Origin of the sequence: Microbispora sp. H10949 (assembly GCF_014161435.1) — a bacterium.
GTDB classification, from domain to species: domain Bacteria; phylum Actinomycetota; class Actinomycetes; order Streptosporangiales; family Streptosporangiaceae; genus Microbispora; species Microbispora triticiradicis.
This window is the reverse complement of record NZ_JABBWZ010000001.1, coordinates 42,136-59,288: the sequence shown is the minus strand read 5'-3', so window position 1 is coordinate 59,288 and position 17,153 is coordinate 42,136. Positions and strand designations below refer to the sequence as shown.

Genomic DNA, 17,153 nt, shown 5'->3' with positions numbered 1-17,153 from the left:
GCGCGGGGCGAGATCGGGCGGGGCGAGATCGGGCGGGGTGGGGCGGTCAGCGCATCCAGGGCGGGACGATCCGGTCGGTGCCCTTGGGTGCGAGGTCGCAGGCGTCCTCGGCGGTGACCCCGCCGGGGATGTAGACCTCGGCGCCCGCGGGGGCGACGGCGATCGCGCTGAAGCCCGACTCCGCGTCGCTGTGCACCCTGCGGCTGAGGTCGGCCGGCAGGACGATGGTGTCTCCCGCCCCGACGCCGTAGGTCTCGCCGTCGAGGTCGACGGTCGCGCCGCCGGACAGGAAGGTCCACACCTGCTCGCGGTCGCAGGAGTGCAGGGGTCCGCTGTTGCCCGCGGGCATGTCCACACGCCACACGGCGTGCGCCGCCCCGCCCTGCGTCGGGGAGGCCAGGGTGGTCATGACGCCGTTCGGCGTGGTGCTCCGGCGGCTGTCGGCGGAATGGATGACAGGCATCGGTGGTGCCTCCTAGAATAGACAATGTCGTTGTCCTTATAGTGAACCAGGTTGTCTATCGTGTCAATCGACCCGCCCGGATTCGAGCTGCCGCTGCGGCTCTTCCTGGGATTTCGCGTGCTCATCGACGACCTGCACGCGGAACTGGCCCGTCAGGGGCACCCGCACGCCCGGCCCATGCACGGATTCGTCCTGCAGGCGATCGGCGCGGAGGGCACGACCGCCGTGGAACTCGGCCGCACGCTGGGCGTCAGCAAACAGGCGGCGGGCAAGACCATCGACACACTGGAGCGCCTGGGCTACGTGGAGCGTGCCCGGGACGCCCGCGACACGCGCCGCAAGATCGTGCGGCTCACACCGGCGGGCGTCGACCTGCTGACCCGCTCGGCCCGCATCTTCGACGACCTGCGGGCCCGCTGGGCCGCGGTCATCGGGCCGGAGCGGCTCAGGGAGCTGGAAGCCGACCTGCGCAGGGTAACGCCACCGGACGTCTTCCGGCTCGACGTGCCCGGCTGGTTCGGCGCCTCCTGACCCGCTGCCGTGCGACGTCGGCGCGTGGCGTCGGCGCGTGGCGTCGGGCTCAGTCCGCGGAACGCCGGGGGAGGGCGAGGGCGGCGACCGCGCCCAGCAGGCACAGCCCGCAGGTGATCAGGAAGATCTCGGCGTACTCGGTGTGCAGCGCCGCCCGGACCTTAGCGGTGTATTCGGCGAGCCTGCGGGCGTACTCGGCCGCGTCCACACCGAACGGCAGCGGCGTGTCGAGATGCGCGGTGAGCGACTGGAACCGGTGGAAGCCCCACGCCGACAGCGCGGCGACGCCCAGCAGCATGCCCATCATCCGGGCCACCACGACCGCCGCCGACACGACGCCGTGCCGCGCCGCCGGGACCACGCGCAACGCCGCGGAGGAGACGGGGGCGATCACCACGCCGAGGCCGAGGCCGGCCACCACGAGGTCGATGTCCGTGCGCACTCCGGCCGAGGCCAGGTCGAGCGGCCAACGGGAGATCATCCAGTAGCCCGCCGCGGCCAGGGCCATGCCCGCCACGGCCACCGGCCGCTCACCGAACCGCCGCACCAGGAACCCGCTGAGGAACGCCGCCACCGCCAGCGCGGCGAGGAACCGGGTGAGCACCAGCGCGCCCCCCACCGCGTCGAGGCCGAGCAGCGTCTGCGCGACGAGCTGCACGTCGACCAGCGTGACCAGCAGCGCCGCTCCGGCGAGCAGGCTCACCGCGAGCGTGGCGAGCAGCGGCCTGCGGGGGACGCCCGTCAGGTCGAGCAGCCGGACCGGAGAGCGGATCTCCCACACCACGAACAGCACGGCCGCCACCACCCCGGCGACCACGCACGGCAGCCCCCACGGCGGCAGCACCGTCGTGCCGGGGGAGGGGTTGTACAGTCCCGCGACCAGCAGGCCGAGGGCCAGCGCCAGCAGTGCTCCGCCGCCCAGATCCGGCCGCGAGGCGTCCGCCCGCGACGCATCCGCCGGTGCGGCGCTCGGCCGTGCGGCGATCACCGGTGAGCCGTCCGGTGGCGAGGCGTCCGGCCGTGCGGCGGCGTCCGTCCCGCCGGTGATCGCCGTGCCCGCGGGGGCGCCCGCCCCCGCGAGGTCCGGCGAACGACGCGGGCGCGCCGGGCCTGGTGGCGGGTGATCCGCGCCGTACGGCTCCCGGCCGCCGGGCACCGCCGCCTGCACGGCGACGGCGGCGATCAGCGTGAGCGGGAGGTTGACCCAGAAGATGCCGCGCCATCCGGCGAGCGCGGCCAGGCCCGCGCCGTACAGCGGGCCGAGCACGCTGCCGAGTTCCTGTGCCGCGCCCACCGCGCCGAGCGCCACGGGCCGGGCCCGTTCGTCCCACAGGTCGCCGATGAGGGCCATCGTGATCGGCAGCAGCGCGCCGCCCGCGACGCCCTGGAGCGTACGGCCCGCGACCAGCGCCGGGACGCTCGCCGCCAGGGCCGTGAGGAGGGAGCCCGCGGCGAACCCGGCCAGGCACGCGTGGATCAGCGCACGCCTGCCGTACCGGTCGGACAGCCGGCCCAGCAGCGGCATCGCCGCGACGTACCCGAGCAGGAACCCGGTCACGACCGGGGTCGCCCTCTCCAGGTGGTTGAGCGGCACGCCGACGTCGGAGGCGATGTCCACCAGGATGGTCACGACGACGTACGCGTCGAGCGCGGCGAGCAGAACGGCGGCGCCGCCGACGGCCAGCGCCAGGCGCCGGCGCCGCACGGTGGTGTCGGCGGGGTCGGTCACGGCTTGGGCGGGGTGATGGTCACGGGGGCGTCGTAGTCCCCGAGGGTGACGGCGGCCGAGCCGCCGCCGAGCGGCAGGTCGATCTTGAGCAGGCGGTTGGTGGCCTTGTCGATCCAGAGCGTGCCCGCGACCTTCTGCTGGACGCCGGGGACCAGCGCGGCCAGCGCGTCCTGCGGCAGGGTGGCCGCCACCCGGTAGGCGGCGGTGTCACCCACCTTCTCCTCCGCCTGCGTCCGCACGTCCTGGGCCGCCGACAGCAGGCCGGGCACGCCGGTGAGCACGGCGGAGGGGTCGTAGATCGCCGCGAGCTGCTGCCGGGTCATCGTCTGGTAGCCGCCGGTCGGGCCCTTGAAGTAGACCGTGTCGCCGACGAGCACGAAGTCGATCTCCTGCAGGCCCAGCATCTCGATCTGCACGGTGCCCTTGGCGTCGCCCTCCTTGGTGAGGCTGCCCTCGGCGTGCCGTACGGGCACGGCGGGCTTGTCCTTCGTCTCGATCGTGAAGGCCACCGTCTTGACCCCCCGCATCGCCTCGGCCGACCGCGTCATCAGGGCGGGGCCGTCCGGCAGGGCCGTCTCGCTCTTCGCGTCGCAGGCGGTCACGAGCAGGAGGCCGGCCACGACCAGCCCGAGGATTGTTCGCACAGCCGGATCGTAGCGAGCGGGCGGGGGTGGCACGCGTTCCCGCGGGAATCGGTTTGACGCACCATGTCAGGGGAACTCGGGACCGGTGCGCTTCCCCCGCCACCCCGTCGTCATCACTAGTCGGTTCGCCGGACGCCGCGGACCCCCTGCAGATGGTCGATGACAGGCGCGTAGATCTGTTCCAGCTCGGACACCTGCTCCGGGGTCATCAGGTCGATGAAGTGCCGCCGGACGCTGTCCACGTGGTCCGGCGCCACCCGTCTTATCGTCTCCCACCCCTGATCGGTCAGGACGGCGAAGGTGCCCCGCCGGTCGTCCTCGCACTCTTCACGGGTGACCAGACCGGCCGCCTCCATCCGGGAGATCTGGTGGGACAGGCGGCTGCGCGACTGGATGGTCGCGTCGGCGAGCTCGCTCATCCGCATGCGGCGGCCGGGGCTCTCGGAGAGGTTGACCAGGATCTCGTAGTCGTTCAGCGAAAGGCCGCTCCCTTGGAGCTCTCGATCGAGTTGGAGGAAGAGGAGTCGGTGCGCAGCCAGGTGGGCCCGCCAGGCGCGTTGCTCGTGCGGGGTCAGCCAGCGGTGGTGGTCCATATCGACCAGCATAAGATCAAGTGAACGGATGGAGCGGGTATGCCTGACGGCGAGAACGGCGAGAGCCTGGGCACCGTGGTGGTAGCGGGTGCGGCCAATCTCGCGATCGCGCTGGCCAAGCTCGTGGCCGGTCTGATCAGCTCCTCCTCGGCGATGCTGTCGGAGGCCGCCCACTCGGCCGCCGACACCGCCACGGAGGTCGTGCTGTTCGCCGCGATCCGGCACGGCGAGCGGCCCGCCGACGCCCGTCACCCTCTCGGGCACGGCCGCGCCGCCTATCTCTGGGCGATCGTGGCCGCCTGCTTCACCCTGGTCGTGGGGGCGGGCTTCTCGCTCACGCACGGCTGGCAGACCATCACCAGGGGCGAGGACCTCGGCGACATCGGCGTCTCCTACATCGTGCTCGCGGTGTCGTTCGCGATCGAGTCGGTCTCCCTCTGGCGGGCCCTGCGCCAGTTGCGCGGCGAGGCCCGGCGCTGGCGGGTTAGCCCCGGCCGGTTGCTGGAGCGCACCTCCGACACCATGCTCAAGGCGGTCGTGCTGGAGGACGCGGCCGCCCTGATCGGCATCGCGGTGGCGGCCGTCGGCCTGGTGCTGTCGCAGCTCACCGGATCGGCCGTGTGGGACGGCGCCGCGTCGATCGTCATCGGGCTGCTGCTGCTCTGGGTGGCGCTGACCCTGATCAGGACCAACGCGTCGCTGCTGATCGGGCAGGCGCCTCCGGCCTCGCTGCAGGAGAAGATCAAGGACGTGCTCGCCGAGCAGCCGGAGGTCGAGGGGGTGGTCGAGCTCGCCGCCGTCCTGATGGGCCCCGGCCAGATCCTCGTCGCCGCGAAGATCGACTTCATGGACGAGACGACGGGGGAGCGGCTGGAGCTCGCCGCCGACCAGGTGGAACGACGGCTCACCGAGCGCTTCCCGGAGATCAAGCAGGTGTTCCTCGACCCCACACCCGGCCGGTCAGCCGCCGAGGAGGTGTAGCTTGGCGGGCTCGTCGGTGACGGCCGAGGCGATCACGGTGCCGGCCGTCCACTCGAGGAAGTGACGGCCCTGCCACTCCAGCGGCACCGTCAGCCCGTCCACCAGCGGAAGGGCCGACAGGTCCGCCTCGCGCAACCGCCCGAGTGTCAGCTCGCCCCGCTTGACCAGCGCCTCCTTGCGCACCCACTGGCGGATGAGGCCGCGGTTGTCGTCGCCCACCAGCTTCGCCTCGGCGGGGGTGAGCGCGAGCGCCACGAGGTTCTCGTCGGCCGGGCCACCCGTGACGTGCTCGGCGTCCACCCCGACCCGGCCATAGCCGGCGACCGCGCAGACGTATCCGGAGGTGTGCGCGAGGCTGATCGACACCTCGGGGGCCTCGGCCAGCCAGGGCCGCCCGTGCGCCTGCCCGCACTCCTCGCAGCGCTGCACCACGGTCAGCATGCACGCGCGGGTGCCCAGCAGTTCGGCGGCGCAGTGCCGTACGAGCAGGTGGGCGGCGACGAAGTCGCGGCGGTCCCCGCTGCGGGTGAAGCGTTCGGCGCGTTCGCGCTCGGCCGGGGTCAGGGTGCCGCCGACCAGTTCGAGCACGTCGTCGGTGTGGCCGGCCACGGCCAGTGGAGGGCGCACACCGTCACTGTAGGACAGCGATGTGACGATCAAGTGAACTGGGTGCTCCGGACGGTTCCCGCCGCGCTCACCCGCCGCCGGCCGCCCTCAACCGGCCGCCGGAGCCGCCTGTCCGCGCCTCGCCCGCGCTCACCCGGAGAGCGCGGACATCCATTCCTCGATGTCGTCCGCCTGGCGCGGCAGCGCGGACGACATCAACCGGGCTCCGCCGGCCGTGATCACCAGGTCGTCCTCGATGCGGACGCCGATCCCGCGCAGTTCGGGCGGCAGCGTCAGGTCGTCGGGCTGGAGATAGAGGCCCGGTTCGACGGTCAGCACCTGGCCCTCCTCCAGCACGCCGTCGAGGTAGGTCTCCGCCCGCGCCCGCGCGCAGTCGTGCACGTCGAGGCCGAGCATGTGGCCGCTGCTGCACAACGTGTAGCGCCGGTGCAGCCCCGCGCCGGCCTGCGCCCGCGTCAGCAGACCCCATTCGACCAGCCCGTCGGAGATGACCCGCATCGCGGTCTCGTGGAAGTCGCGGAAGCGCGCCCCCGGGCGCAGCGCGGCGATGGCCGCCGTCTGCGCCTCGTACACCAGGTCGTACACCTGCCGCTGCACCGGGCCGAACCGGCCCGACAACGGCAGCGTGCGGGTGACGTCAGCCGTGTAGAGGTTGTCGCCCTCGACCCCGGCGTCCAGCAGCAGCGTCTCCGCGGGGTCGAGCCGGCCGTCGTTGCGGATCCAGTGCAGCACACAGGCGTGCGCCCCGGAGGCCACGATGGACTGGTAGCCCACCGCGTTGCCCTCCAGACGCGAGCGCAGCCCGAAGACGCCCTCGACGTACCGCTCGCCGCGTGGATGCGCGATCGCCGCGGGCAGCGCGCGCACGACGTCCTCGAACCCGCGCACGGTCGCGTCCACCGCCTGCTGCAATTCCGCGATCTCCCACTCGTCCTTGACCAGCCGCAGCTCCGCCAGGACCGCGGCCAGTTCGGCGTCGCCGTCCGCAGGGGAGACCAGCGCGTCGACCGAGGCGTCCACCCCGCGCAGCACCCGGGCCGGGCCGCGCAGCGCCGCCGGCAGGCTGTCGATGGGCGCGCACTCGATCTGGTACGCCGCCTCGGTCTCGGCGAGACCGGGCCGGCGGCCCACCCAGAACTCGCCGTACCGCCGGTCGCGGTAGAACTCCTGCGAATCGGCGCGGGACGGGCGGGGGCGCAGGAAGAGCCGCGCCTCGCCGGACGGCTCGATGACGAGGACCTCGTCGGGCTGCTGAGCTCCCGTCAGGTAGGCGAACGCGCTGTGCGCCCGGAACCGGTGGTCGTCGTCGTTGCTGCGCGCGACCAGGGTGCCGGAGGGGATGACCAGCCGCTCGCCGGGCAGGCGTTCGGCGAGCCGGGCCCGCCGCTTGGCGGCGTACGCGGCGACGGGCAGCGGCGCCGGCGCGGTCTCCGCGGCGCCGGCCCAGCCGCCCCGCATGAACTCCGCGAGCGCCGCCGGGATCGGGAGATCGTGACTTCCCGTGTTGAGCTGCTTGTCCGTCATCGATCATCTCCAGGCGGCGGCGATATTTGACCATCGTAGGGGCGTAGGCCCTTGACGAGGGAAGACGGTCGCTGTTGCCTGGGGAAACAGGATGCGCCGCGCCGGGCGGCCGGCGCGGGAAAGACGGGGACGAGTCCCCCGGGTGCCCCTGGGAAGGCGGTGTCGATGCTCATCGGGACGATCTTGCAGAGTAAGGGAACAGGCGTGGCGACCGTTCCACCGCACGCCACGGTGTCAGAGCTTCTCGCCCGGCTGGCGGAGCTGAACATCGGTGCGGTGGTGGTGTCGGAGGATGGCCTGTCCATCGACGGCATCGTGTCGGAACGCGACGTCGTCCGGCGGCTGCACGAGGACGGGGCCGCGCTGCTCGGCCGGCCCGTCTCGTCGATCATGACCTCGGAGGTGCGCACCTGCGGCCCGGACGCCAACGTGGACGACCTGCGCCGCACGATGACCAACCACCGGATCCGGCACGTGCCGGTGGTCCGCGACGGCCGCCTGGCGGGCATCGTCAGCATCGGCGACGTGGTCAAGAGCTCGATCCAGGAACTGGAGAGCGAACGGGAGGCCCTGGTCGGCTACATCAACGGCTGACGGCCCCCCGCGGGGCGGGGCCGCCCTCGGCCGCCTCGCCCCGTGCCGCCGCGCGGACGGCGATCTAGACTGGCTCGTGTGAAGCTGAAGCTGGACCTCCACGACATCTACAACAAGGGCAGCGAGATCGACCGGGCGCTGCACGGCATCATCCAGGAGGCCGTACGCAAGAAGGCGACGCAGGTGGAGATCATCCCCGGTAAGGGGTCCGGCCAGCTCAAGAAGAAGGTGCTGCGCTTCCTGGAGCAGAAGGAGATCAAGGCGCTCTACCACCGGATCGACAAGGACGCCAAGAACCACGGCCGTCTGTTCGTCTACTTCCAGTGGAAGTAAGGGCATCTCTCGTCTGCGGGAGTAAACGCCCTGTTGATCTCCGCTAGGGCACAACGAGGGCAATCGGCCTGATTTGCTCCTGGGTGAAGAACGCGTCCATGGCCTTGAGCGCTCGATCTGCTGCGTTCGGCATGAGGTGGGTGTACGTCCGGAGCGTGAAACCCGGGTTGGCGTGTCCGAGGTATTCCGCGACTGTATCGCGGGACCGGTGTTCTGCTCGTTGAGTGACTACCGTTCAGCGCCCTCGTATGAGCGCAGCTCGCCACAGTGCGCTTGCCGCAGCCGTCACGTCAGATATGGCGGTCCATACTGACGCTCGCGGCGGCGGCGAAGTCCCGAACGCACTTACGGTACGCGTCCCGAGCCTCCTCGAAGCGGGCGCGCCCTTCGTCTCGGCCGTTGGCCAGTTCGTAGAGACAGCGGTTGCCTGAGAAGGCGGCCTGGAGCACAGCCTCCGCACACTCGGCGACACCTGCGGGTCCCTCCAGGACGACTACGCGAGTCCCGTGCTTGAGCGGTTCGAAAGCGTTCCTCAGCGCGTCTCTGGTCCGTTTGATATGCGCGTCGACGTCTGCTTGATCGTTCCCGCCCGACGGGAACAGGATGCCATCTAGGCGGAAGTAAAGTTCCTCAGTGACGCCCGCCTGACGCATGAATTCCAGATACGCCGCCTTGCGTGCCTCTCGCTGCTCCCGCACAAACTGCGCGCGCGCCGACAGCTCCTCCTGGGCCGTGGCAGCTCGGCGGTTGCCGTGGCTGGTGACCCAGCTCGCGATAACCGCCGTCGCGCCGGTAAGAACCGCGACCCAAACCGTGCCGTCCATGCGCACCTCCGAGAGGGGACCGTCGCGTCGTTCAACGAGCTGTATGGACGCGAGGCTCCCTTCCCGATTGGCTTCTACGAATATGTCACCCTCCGGTGGTTAAGCGGTGCGGCATCGATGACAAGGACCCGTCGTCCAGTCCGCCAGCTGTTCCGTCGCTGTTCCGCCGGAGCATGCAAGATCTCTGAAACACCGAGCGCCACTGAGACGACCATTCCAGGTCATCGAGGTGGTCATCACAGTTACCGCAGGCCAGAGCGACGGACGAGCACTTCCCGTGGAAGTAAGGGCCCGACGCGTGATCGTTGCGGGCACTCTACGAATTGACCGCTGCGCGTGCCGTGGCTCGGGCGCTCATCGGTTATTGGCCGACGCGGCCGTCGATGCGCTCGCGCAGGAGATCGGCGTGGCCGCAGTGCCGCGCGTACTCCACGATGTGCGCCACCAGGATGTCGCGAAGCTGCAGGTCCGCCCCGTCTGGGCCGAGGTCGGAGACGCCGGCGTTCCAGGTGCCGAGGTCGGCGACTCCGGCCACGAACTGGTCGGTGCGCTCCACCTCGGTGCGCCACTGCCGCCAGGCGTCCTCCACGACCGCCGGGTCGGCGATCGCGCCGTTCCAGTCGCCGTCGCGGTCCTCGTCGGTGCGGTACAGGTGCGGCGCGTCCTCGCCGGCCATGACCCGGCGCAGGTGTCTCTCCCCCTCGGTCAGGTGCCGCACCAGCCCGAGCAGGGACATCGTGGACGGTGGTACGGACCGCTGGGCAAGCTGTTCGGCATCCAGGCCCGCGCATTTCATTTCCATGGTCAGGCGGTAATGGCGCAGATAGTCGAGCAGTACGCCTCGTTCGTCGATCGCCGCGACATCGGTTTCGCGCGGGTCGTCGTCTGGGTCGACCCACATGTCGCGGTACACGGTCGACTTCGTCCAGCGCGTGAGAAGGGGTTCGCCCGCATCAGAGGTGGTCACCACAGCATCCTCGGCCATGTGGATTCCGGGAGCCACCGAATATCCGCGCGGTCGCCCGCCCCCCGTCAGCGGCCGCGACCCGGACCAGCCGAACACCGCCCAGGTCGGCGTTTCACGGCCTCCACCTGCACCACTTGAGTGCCGCCGAAGCGGCGGTCCAGACGATCTCCATCGTTGTGCCGGCCGTTGTCCTGCCCGTCGTCGTGCTCCTGAGGGCCGGTGGACTCGGGCAAGCGAAGATCAGAACATGACTCGATGGATCCCCGGGGAGGAGAGGCCGCGCCGCCACCGGCCCCGGACGCCCGGCGCCGGGCTGGTCGTCATCGCCGTGGCGGCGCGGTCACGGGCGCGCGCGTGACCTCCACCGCGACCGGGACGGCGTCGGACGACGGGACTCGCACCCGGCCGGGGACGGCGGCACCGGGGGCCACGGCACCGCCGGTGGCGGACTCCCGGCCGATTCCGCTCCCGCTCCCGCGTAGGACTTCGGCGCCGTACGCGGACCGGTGCACCGGGCTGATCTCCGGGCTGGTCGCCGGGGCGCTCGGGCGGCCCGCGAGTCGGCAGGCGAGGCAGCGGTCGTGGCCCGTCATCGGGTCCTTCACCCGCCAGTCCCACTGCTCCGGAGGCCGGGGGCCACTGGGCTTGCCCCACCCCGCGAGGTGCAGCGCCCAGGTGACCAGACCACCCAGGACGATCACGGCGAGGCCGAGGCGGATGCCGAGCGGCCAGGCCGCGCACATCGCCACCCCCACCGTCGTGCAGCCGGCCAGCACGACGGCGCAGCCGGTCCAGCCCGCGATCGTGTGCCCGAGATCGACGTCGTCGTGCAGGCCGCTCATGATTCTCCTCGATGCGGGGAAGAAGTATCTTATCTACTAAACATCTTAGATACTAAGGAGATCGGGGATGGACGGCAAGCCGCGCCCGGAGGCGACTCACGAGCAGGCCCTCGCCGGAATGGACCAGCTGATCGCGCTCAGCCTGGTCGGGCAGCAGGACATCGCCCAGCGGCTCGGGCTGAACGTCACCGACCTGACCTGTCTCGGCTTCGTCCTGGCGGCGGGGGACGACCCGATCAGCGCGGGCGCGCTCGCCCGGCAGGCCGGTCTCACCACGGGCGCGGTGACCGGCGTGCTGAACCGCCTCGAACGGGCCGGATACGCGCATCGGGAGGCGGACCCGGCGGACCGGCGGCGGGTGCGGGTCGTCGCCCACCCGGCCGCGGTCGTCACGGTGACGGCCGTGTACGAGCCCTTCTACCGGAGGCTCAACGAGTTGTTCGCCGACTACACGCCCGGCGAGATCGCCGTGCTGTCCGACTGGTTCACCCGCGCGGGCGACCTCATGCGGACGTACCTGGAGGAGATCCGGCGCGACGAGCACGCCGGCGTGCCCCGCACCCGGCGCACGCGGAGTCGCTGAGGCCGCCGGAGACCGGCGAGATCCGCGACCTCCCGGAGCGGCCGAAAGGGCCCTCGCACCGTCGGCGGGAGCGGCGGTGGCCGGTCAGCCGCCGAGCGCGGGCCCGGGCCGGAGGCTCAGAGCTTGCGGAAGTGCCATGCCTCCTCGGCGGCGGCCAGCACGCCGTCGAGAGATGCTCCGCCGCCCGCGGCCACGACCGCGGAGACGGCGCCCTCCACGAACGGCACATCGGCGATCACCACCTGGCCGGGGCTCTCCAACAGCCGGGCGGTCAGCACCGAGCTGCCGAGGTCGGGGATCAGCACGACGCCGTCCCCCTGGTCCACCTCCTCGACCGCCGCGCTCACCCGGTCGGGGCTGGTGCCGAGACCGCCGTCCTCGGTGCCTCCGGCCGCCGCCAGCGGCACCTTCGCCCCGCCGATCTGCCTGGCCAGCGCGGCTGTCTCCGCGGCCAGGCCGCCACTGTGCGAGATCAGTACGATGCCGACCATTCGTCACTCCTGCCGTGCTGCGTGATCGGAACGTGAGCCGGGCGCGCCACGCCCTCCCCGGAAACGCCGCGCCCACCTCCCGGTCATCGGGAGGCGGCGGCCCTGAGCGCGCCGAAGACGAGAGCGGTCGAGGCCGCGCCGGGGTCCTCGTGCCCGACGCTGCGTTGTCCCAGGTAGCTCGCCCTGCCCTTGCGCGCCTGCAGCGGCACCGTGGCCCTCGCCCCCTCCGCCGCCGCCGTGGCCGCCGCCTCCAGGGCCTCCTCCGGCTTCAGTCCGTCCCGTACGGCCCGGGACAGCGCCGCGGCGGCGGGGGCGAGGGCGTCGACCATCGTCTTGTCGCCCTCCGCCGCCGAGCCGAGGCGCCGTACGCCGGCCAGGGCCGCGTCCACGCCCGCGCTCAGCTCGGCCGCCGAGATCTCGGTGGCCTCGCCGAACGCCTTGCCCATCTCCCGGAAGGCGGTGCCGTAGAGGGGGCCGGAGGCGCCGCCCACCTTGCGGATCAGGGTGGTGCCCGTCAGCACGAGGAGCGCGCCGGGAGTCCCCGGCGGGGCGGCGGCCAGCGCCTCACCGACCGCGGTGAACCCGCGGTCGAGGTTCGTCCCGTGGTCGGCGTCGCCGATCGCGGCGTCCAGCTCGGTGAGGTGGTCGCGCCCGGCCCGTACGGCGGAAGTGATCTCCTCGATCCAGGCGGCGAAGAACTCGGTGTTCACGAAGCGGCTCCCAGGGCGGATCTCAGGGCGGATCTCAGAGGGGATCTCGGGACCGAGCTGAAGGCGTGTTCCGGGGCACACCTCCCGGCCGGGCGGCGGTCAGCGGCCCCAGCGCAGCGCGGGCGTCTCCACCGGCGCGTCCCACAGCCGGGTGAGCTCGCCGGTCAGCGCGCAGGTCGTCACCATGAAGCCCTGCATGTCGAGGCTGGTCACGTAGTTGCCGACCAGGCTGCGCACGACCGTCGCGCCCTTCTCCCGAAGGTACGCCTCCACCTCGGCGAAGACGACGTACAGCTCGATGAGCGGCGTCCCGCCCATGCCGTTGACCATCACCAGCGTCTCGCCGGACGGCGGCAGGTCGTCGGCGATCGCGTCCACGGCGATGCGGGCGATCTCCCGGGCCTCGCCCATCGCGGCGCGGGCGCGGCCGGGCTCGCCGTGGATGCCGATGCCGAGCTCGATCTCCGTCTCGCCGAGCTCGAAGGTGGGCTTGCCCGCCGCCGGCACGGTGCAGGGCGTCAGCGCCACGCCGAAGGACCGGCTCCGCTCGTTGACCTCCCGGGCCAGCCGCGCCACCTCGGCGAGGGGCGCGCCGGTCTCCGCCAGCGCACCGGCGATCTTCTCCACGAACAGCGTGGCGCCGGTGCCCCGGCGGCCCGCCGTGTAGAGGGAGTCGCGCACGGCCACGTCGTCGTTCACCAGCACGGTGGCGACCTCGACGCCCTCGTCGCCGCTGAGCTCGGCGGCCATCTCGAAGTTCAGCACGTCGCCGGTGTAGTTCTTCACGATGTGCAGCACGCCCGCCCCGCCGTCCACGCCCTTGGTGGCCTCGACGAGCTGGTCGGGCACGGGCGAGGTGAAGACCTCCCCGGGACAGGCCGCGTCGAGCATGCCGTGCCCGACGAACCCGGCGTGCAGGGGCTCGTGCCCCGAGCCGCCGCCGGAGACCAGCCCGACCTTGCCGGGACGGGGGCCCTCCGCGCGGAAGACGACGGCGTTCTCCAGGTCCACGCGGAGCGAGGGGTGGGCCGCGGCCATGCCGCGCAGCGCGTCGGAGACGAGCGAGCCGGCGCTGTTGATCAGCTTCTTCACAGACGTCTCCCTCGTTCCTCCACGCGCTTCCTCGCGCCGCCGCAGGCCTGATCGGCCCGTCCTCGACCTTCGTCCGCGCGGACCGGCCGCGTCAAGGGCCGTCGTCCGTACGGCTCCGCTTCTGTAAAGAGCGTCATATGGCGTTCGGGGGTGGCGGTGTAGGAGGATCGGCAGGGGGTGTCCTGACTGTTGGGGAGGCGGAATGTCGGTGTTGCGGGATCTGGTGGACGGCATCCGGGGAGGGGGGATCGACGTCCTGGACCTCACCGCGCCGTTGAGCGAGCGGACACCGATCCTCGCCCTGCCGGAGCCGTTCGGCCAGACGGTGCCGTTCACGCTCCAGGAGATCAGCCGGTACGACGACCGCGGCCCGGCCTGGTACTGGAACAACTTCACGACCGGCGAGCACACCGGCACGCACTTCGACGCCCCGGTCCACTGGGTGACCGGGCGTGACGGCGAGGACGTGTCGCAGGTCGCCCCCGCCCGGCTGATCGCCCCCGCGGTCGTGCTGGACTTCAGCGCTCGGTCGGCGGAGAACCCCGACTTCCTGCTGGAGATCGACCACGTCAAGGCGTGGGAGTCCGAGCACGGCCCGCTGCCCGACGGCGGCTGGCTGCTCTACCGCACCGGCTGGGACGTACGCGCCCACGACCAGGGGGAGTTCCTCAACGCCGACGAGACGGGCCCGCACACGCCCGGCATGTCGGCCGACTGCGCCCGGTTCCTCGCCGAGGAGACGCCGATCGCGGGCATCGGCGTGGAGACCGTGGGCACCGACGCGGGCGCCGCGCACTCCTTCGACCCCGCGTTCCCCTGCCACTCGTACCTGCTCGGCGCGGGCAAGTACGGCCTGACCCAGCTGCGCAACCTCGACCGGCTGCCGCCGGTCGGCGCGGTGGTGATCGCGGGCCCGCTGCCGATCGTCGGCGGTTCGGGCAGCCCGGTCCGCGTGCTGGCGCTGGTGGAGCGGTGAACGTCGCGGAGGCCGTCGGCGCGGTCCTCGCCTCCCTCGGCGTGAGGGCGGCCTTCGGCGTCGTCGGCAGCGGCAACTTCCACGTCACCAACGCGCTCGCCGAGCACGGCGTGCGGTACGTCGCGGCGCGGCACGAGTGCGGCGCCGCCACGATGGCCGACGCGTACGCGCGGATGAGCGGCACGGTCACGGTCGTGTCGGTCCACCAGGGGCCGGGCCTGACCAACGCGCTGACCGGCGTCACCGAGGCGGCCAAGAGCCGGACGCCGCTGCTGGTGCTCGCCCCGGAGGTGACCTCGCCCACCTCCAACTTCCGGATCGACCAGACCGCGCTCGCCGAGGCCGTGGGCGCGCACTGCGCCCGGATCGGGTCGGCCGAGACGGTCGTGGACGACACCGTGATGGCCTTCCTCGCCGCCCTGCTCGGGCGGCGCACCGTGGTGCTCAACCTGCCGCTGGACGTGCAGGCCGAGGAGCTTCCCGAAGAGGTCGCCGGGGCCGTACGCGAACTGGTGGCGGGCCGGGGCGGCGCGCACCGCGGCGTGGCGAGCCGCGTCCCCGCGCCCTGGGGGCTCACGTTCCCCCTGGAGCCGCCCGCCGAGGCGGCCGCAGAGGCGGAGGAGGGGGAGCCCGAAGGGCTCGCGGCGGAGCCGTCCGACGCGCTCACCCGGTTCGCGCGGCTGCTGGCCGGGGCGAGCCGCCCGGTCTTCGTGGCCGGGCGGGGCGCGCGGGGCGCCCGCCGCGAACTGGAGGCGCTCGGCGAGCACGTCGGCGCGCTGTTCGCCACCTCGGCGGTCGCCAAGGGCCACTTCCACGGCAGCCCCTGGGACCTCGACGTGAGCGGCGGGTTCGCCACCCCGCTCGCGGCCGAGCTGATCCGTGAGGCCGACCTCGTCGTCGGCTGGGGGTGCTCGTTTACCATGTGGACCACCCGGCACGGCACGCTCATCGGGCCGGAGGCCAAGGTGGTCCAGGTCGACCTCGACCCCGACGCCCTCGGCGTGCACCGCGAGGTGGACCTCGGCGTCGTCGGCGACGTCCGCGAGACCGCGCGGGCGGTCGGCGCCCTGCTCGCCGGGCCCGGGGGCCGCGGTGAGCCCGCGCCCGGCTACCGCACCCCCGAGATCGCCGCACGGATCGCCCGGGAAGGGCGCTGGCGCGACGTCCCGTACGAGGACACCAGCGCGGGGGGGCGCATCGACCCCCGCACGCTGACGATCGGGCTCGACGACCTGCTCCCGGAGGAGCGCCTGGTGGCCGTCGACTCGGGCAACTTCATGGGCTATCCCTCGATGTTCCTCACCGTGCCCGACGGCAGCGCGTTCTGCTTCACGCAGGCGTTCCAGTCGATCGGGCTGGGCCTCGCCACCGCGATCGGGGCGGCCCTCGCGCGGCCCGACCGCGTGACGGTCGCCGCGCTGGGCGACGGCGGCGCCCTGATGGGCATCGCCGAACTGGAGACGGTCGTACGGCTCGGCCTGCCGATGATGATCGTCGTCTACGACGACGAGGAGTACGGCGCGGAGGTGCACCACTTCGCCCCGCACGGGCTCCCGCTCGGCGTCGTCACCTTCCCGCCCGTGGACATCGCCGGGATCGGCCGGGGCTTCGGGTGCGAGGCGGTGACCGTGCGGACGGAGGAGGACCTGGCCGGCGTCGCCGCCTGGCTGAAGGGCCCGCGCGACAAGCCGCTCGTCGTCCACGCGAAGGTCACCGCCGACACCCCCGCGTGGTGGCTGGAGGAGGCGTTCCGCGGGCACTGAGGCGCGGTCCCGCGTGACACGTCCGAGGAGAACGGGCGGCCGTAGAAGTTACGCGTGAGTAGGTTACGGTTTCAGGCATGGCCGAGATCGTGTACCCGCCGGTTCTGCGGACCGCCCTGACCGCCTTCAGACTGCTCGACCTCAGGTTCCACATGGAGGGCACGGAGCGGATCCCTCGCGGCGGCGGCGCGGTCCTGGTGAGCAACCACGTCAGCTACCTCGACTTCGTCTTCGCCGGCTTCGCGGCCCACCCCGCCGGGCGGCTGGTCCGGTTCATGGCGAAGAAGGAGGTCTTCGAGCACCCCGTGTCGGGTCCCCTGATGCGCGGCATGCACCACATCCCGGTGGACCGGTCGGCCGGCGCGGGCGCCTACGACGCCGCCGTACGCGCCCTGAAGGACGGCGAGATCGTCGGCAACTTCGCCGAGGCGACGATCAGCCGGTCGTTCACGCTCAAGGAGATCAAGAGCGGCCCGATCCGGATGGCGGCCGAGGCCGGTGTGCCGGTGATCCCGGTCGCCCTGTGGGGCGGCCAGCGGCTGTGGACCAAGGGGCGGCCCCGCCGGCTGCTGCAGCGGCACGTCCCGATCACGATCCTGGTCGGCGAGCCCCTGCACCCCGGCATCGGCGACGACATCGCCGGGCTCACCGCGGACCTGCGCCGGCGGATGGCGGACCTGCTCGACGAGGCCCAGCGGACCTATCCCGACCGGCCGGAGGCCGTGTGGTGGCAGCCGGCCCATCTCGGCGGCACCGCCCCCACCCCGGAGGAGGCCGCCGCGCTCGACGCCGCCGACCGCTCCCGGCGGAGGTAGCCCGAGGCTCGCCGTCACCGGCGGGCCCGCCCGCCGGTGTGACACCGCTGCGCGGGATATGACCGCTTCCG

20 protein-coding genes are annotated in these 17,153 nt (G+C 72.5%); 8 read left to right on the top strand and 12 right to left on the bottom strand.

Translation table 11 applies throughout. The annotated features are described in order from the left end of the window. Positions 1-46: 46 nt before the first annotated feature. Positions 47-463, bottom strand: coding sequence for a cupin domain-containing protein (locus HHX40_RS00275; protein WP_182878993.1), 417 nt, complete (start codon positions 461-463; stop codon positions 47-49). Between the two features lie 60 nt (positions 464-523). Here HHX40_RS00275 and HHX40_RS00270 point away from each other — a divergent pair, with 60 nt between their 5' ends. Further along, positions 524-994: a MarR family winged helix-turn-helix transcriptional regulator gene (locus tag HHX40_RS00270; protein ID WP_182877435.1), complete on the top strand. Its 471-nt coding sequence runs from the start codon at positions 524-526 to the stop codon at positions 992-994. A 49-nt stretch (positions 995-1,043) separates the two neighbouring features. Here HHX40_RS00270 and HHX40_RS00265 read toward each other — a convergent pair whose 3' ends face one another. The 3 genes from HHX40_RS00265 to HHX40_RS00255 form a co-directional block, all read right to left on the bottom strand. Then, positions 1,044-2,723, bottom strand: coding sequence for an MFS transporter (locus HHX40_RS00265; RefSeq protein ID WP_310737878.1), 1,680 nt, complete (start codon positions 2,721-2,723; stop codon positions 1,044-1,046). Then, complete coding sequence (locus HHX40_RS00260; protein WP_182878992.1) at positions 2,720-3,367, bottom strand: LppX_LprAFG lipoprotein; 648 nt, start codon at positions 3,365-3,367, stop codon at positions 2,720-2,722. Before HHX40_RS00260 ends, HHX40_RS00265 begins: the two co-directional genes overlap by 4 nt. A gap of 116 nt (positions 3,368-3,483) precedes the next feature. Continuing rightward, positions 3,484-3,960 (bottom strand): MarR family winged helix-turn-helix transcriptional regulator, encoded by a 477-nt coding sequence (locus HHX40_RS00255; RefSeq protein WP_259402978.1) that lies wholly within the window; start codon positions 3,958-3,960, stop codon positions 3,484-3,486. A 39-nt stretch (positions 3,961-3,999) separates the two neighbouring features. On the opposite strand from HHX40_RS00255, the gene HHX40_RS00250 reads away from it, so the two are divergent. After that, on the top strand, positions 4,000-4,941 hold the full coding sequence (locus tag HHX40_RS00250; protein WP_117409031.1) for a cation diffusion facilitator family transporter: 942 nt from the start codon (positions 4,000-4,002) through the stop codon (positions 4,939-4,941). Here HHX40_RS00250 and HHX40_RS00245 read toward each other — a convergent pair. Together HHX40_RS00245 and HHX40_RS00240 are read right to left on the bottom strand one after the other, a co-directional pair. After that, positions 4,921-5,568 (bottom strand): 4'-phosphopantetheinyl transferase family protein, encoded by a 648-nt coding sequence (locus tag HHX40_RS00245; protein ID WP_182878991.1) that lies wholly within the window; start codon positions 5,566-5,568, stop codon positions 4,921-4,923. The two genes, HHX40_RS00250 and HHX40_RS00245, sit on opposite strands and share 21 nt — an antisense overlap. A 129-nt stretch (positions 5,569-5,697) precedes the next feature. Continuing rightward, positions 5,698-7,092: an aminopeptidase P family protein gene (locus HHX40_RS00240; protein WP_182878990.1), complete on the bottom strand. Its 1,395-nt coding sequence runs from the start codon at positions 7,090-7,092 to the stop codon at positions 5,698-5,700. Positions 7,093-7,257: 165 nt separating this feature from the next. Here HHX40_RS00240 and HHX40_RS00235 point away from each other — a divergent pair, with 165 nt between their 5' ends. Both HHX40_RS00235 and HHX40_RS00230 read left to right on the top strand, forming a co-directional pair. Further along, positions 7,258-7,686: a CBS domain-containing protein gene (locus tag HHX40_RS00235; RefSeq protein ID WP_182878989.1), complete on the top strand. Its 429-nt coding sequence runs from the start codon at positions 7,258-7,260 to the stop codon at positions 7,684-7,686. Positions 7,687-7,764: 78 nt separating this feature from the next. Then, positions 7,765-8,019 carry a Smr/MutS family protein gene (locus tag HHX40_RS00230; protein ID WP_036321177.1) on the top strand — a complete coding sequence of 85 codons (255 nt, stop codon included), beginning with the start codon at positions 7,765-7,767 and terminating at the stop codon, positions 8,017-8,019. Between the two features lie 290 nt (positions 8,020-8,309). On the opposite strand, the gene HHX40_RS00225 is transcribed toward HHX40_RS00230, so the two are convergent. From HHX40_RS00225 to HHX40_RS00215, 3 genes are all read right to left on the bottom strand, one after another. Continuing rightward, positions 8,310-8,843: a hypothetical protein gene (locus HHX40_RS00225; RefSeq protein WP_182878988.1), complete on the bottom strand. Its 534-nt coding sequence runs from the start codon at positions 8,841-8,843 to the stop codon at positions 8,310-8,312. Between the two features lie 361 nt (positions 8,844-9,204). Further along, a complete protein-coding gene (locus HHX40_RS00220; RefSeq protein ID WP_208759174.1) occupies positions 9,205-9,810 on the bottom strand; it encodes a DinB family protein in 606 nt (201 codons plus the stop codon). Between the two features lie 320 nt (positions 9,811-10,130). Further along, positions 10,131-10,652 (bottom strand): HGxxPAAW family protein, encoded by a 522-nt coding sequence (locus tag HHX40_RS00215; protein WP_182878986.1) that lies wholly within the window; start codon positions 10,650-10,652, stop codon positions 10,131-10,133. A gap of 67 nt (positions 10,653-10,719) precedes the next feature. Here HHX40_RS00215 and HHX40_RS00210 point away from each other — a divergent pair, with 67 nt between their 5' ends. Continuing rightward, positions 10,720-11,235, top strand: coding sequence for a MarR family winged helix-turn-helix transcriptional regulator (locus tag HHX40_RS00210; protein WP_182878985.1), 516 nt, complete (start codon positions 10,720-10,722; stop codon positions 11,233-11,235). A 116-nt stretch (positions 11,236-11,351) separates the two neighbouring features. Here HHX40_RS00210 and dhaM read toward each other — a convergent pair whose 3' ends face one another. The 3 genes from dhaM to dhaK all read right to left on the bottom strand — a co-directional run bounded on the left by dhaM (position 11,352) and on the right by dhaK (position 13,528). Further along, entirely contained in the window at positions 11,352-11,726 is a 375-nt protein-coding gene (dhaM, locus tag HHX40_RS00205) for a dihydroxyacetone kinase phosphoryl donor subunit DhaM (RefSeq protein WP_117409034.1), read from the bottom strand. A gap of 83 nt (positions 11,727-11,809) precedes the next feature. Next, a complete protein-coding gene (gene dhaL, locus HHX40_RS00200; protein ID WP_182878984.1) occupies positions 11,810-12,436 on the bottom strand; it encodes a dihydroxyacetone kinase subunit DhaL in 627 nt (208 codons plus the stop codon). Between the two features lie 99 nt (positions 12,437-12,535). After that, complete coding sequence (gene dhaK / locus HHX40_RS00195) at positions 12,536-13,528, bottom strand: dihydroxyacetone kinase subunit DhaK (protein ID WP_182878983.1); 993 nt, start codon at positions 13,526-13,528, stop codon at positions 12,536-12,538. Between the two features lie 202 nt (positions 13,529-13,730). On the opposite strand from dhaK, the gene HHX40_RS00190 reads away from it, so the two are divergent. The 3 genes from HHX40_RS00190 (at position 13,731) to HHX40_RS00180 (ending at position 17,082) form a co-directional block, all read left to right on the top strand. Further along, the gene (locus HHX40_RS00190; RefSeq protein WP_182878982.1) at positions 13,731-14,504 is read left to right on the top strand and encodes a cyclase family protein; all 774 of its coding nucleotides are present in this window, start codon (positions 13,731-13,733) and stop codon (positions 14,502-14,504) included. After that, positions 14,501-16,267 (top strand): thiamine pyrophosphate-binding protein, encoded by a 1,767-nt coding sequence (locus HHX40_RS37480; RefSeq protein ID WP_182878981.1) that lies wholly within the window; start codon positions 14,501-14,503, stop codon positions 16,265-16,267. The genes HHX40_RS00190 and HHX40_RS37480 overlap by 4 nt, the downstream gene beginning before the upstream one ends. A gap of 77 nt (positions 16,268-16,344) precedes the next feature. Beyond that, positions 16,345-17,082 (top strand): lysophospholipid acyltransferase family protein, encoded by a 738-nt coding sequence (locus HHX40_RS00180; protein WP_182878980.1) that lies wholly within the window; start codon positions 16,345-16,347, stop codon positions 17,080-17,082. Positions 17,083-17,153 lie beyond the last annotated feature (71 nt).

Coding starts and splice junctions, on each gene's coding strand:
- HHX40_RS00275 (WP_182878993.1), bottom strand. CDS start 463: ATGCCTGTCATCCATTCCGCCGACAGCCGCCGGAGCACCACGCCGAAC.
- HHX40_RS00255 (WP_259402978.1), bottom strand. CDS start 3,960: ATGGACCACCACCGCTGGCTGACCCCGCACGAGCAACGCGCCTGGCGG.
- HHX40_RS00250 (WP_117409031.1), top strand. CDS start 4,000: ATGCCTGACGGCGAGAACGGCGAGAGCCTGGGCACCGTGGTGGTAGCG.
- HHX40_RS00240 (WP_182878990.1), bottom strand. CDS start 7,092: ATGACGGACAAGCAGCTCAACACGGGAAGTCACGATCTCCCGATCCCG.
- HHX40_RS00235 (WP_182878989.1), top strand. CDS start 7,258: ATGCTCATCGGGACGATCTTGCAGAGTAAGGGAACAGGCGTGGCGACC.
- HHX40_RS00225 (WP_182878988.1), bottom strand. CDS start 8,843: ATGGACGGCACGGTTTGGGTCGCGGTTCTTACCGGCGCGACGGCGGTT.
- HHX40_RS00215 (WP_182878986.1), bottom strand. CDS start 10,652: ATGAGCGGCCTGCACGACGACGTCGATCTCGGGCACACGATCGCGGGC.
- HHX40_RS00210 (WP_182878985.1), top strand. CDS start 10,720: ATGGACGGCAAGCCGCGCCCGGAGGCGACTCACGAGCAGGCCCTCGCC.
- dhaM (WP_117409034.1), bottom strand. CDS start 11,726: ATGGTCGGCATCGTACTGATCTCGCACAGTGGCGGCCTGGCCGCGGAG.
- HHX40_RS00190 (WP_182878982.1), top strand. CDS start 13,731: ATGTCGGTGTTGCGGGATCTGGTGGACGGCATCCGGGGAGGGGGGATC.
- HHX40_RS00180 (WP_182878980.1), top strand. CDS start 16,345: ATGGCCGAGATCGTGTACCCGCCGGTTCTGCGGACCGCCCTGACCGCC.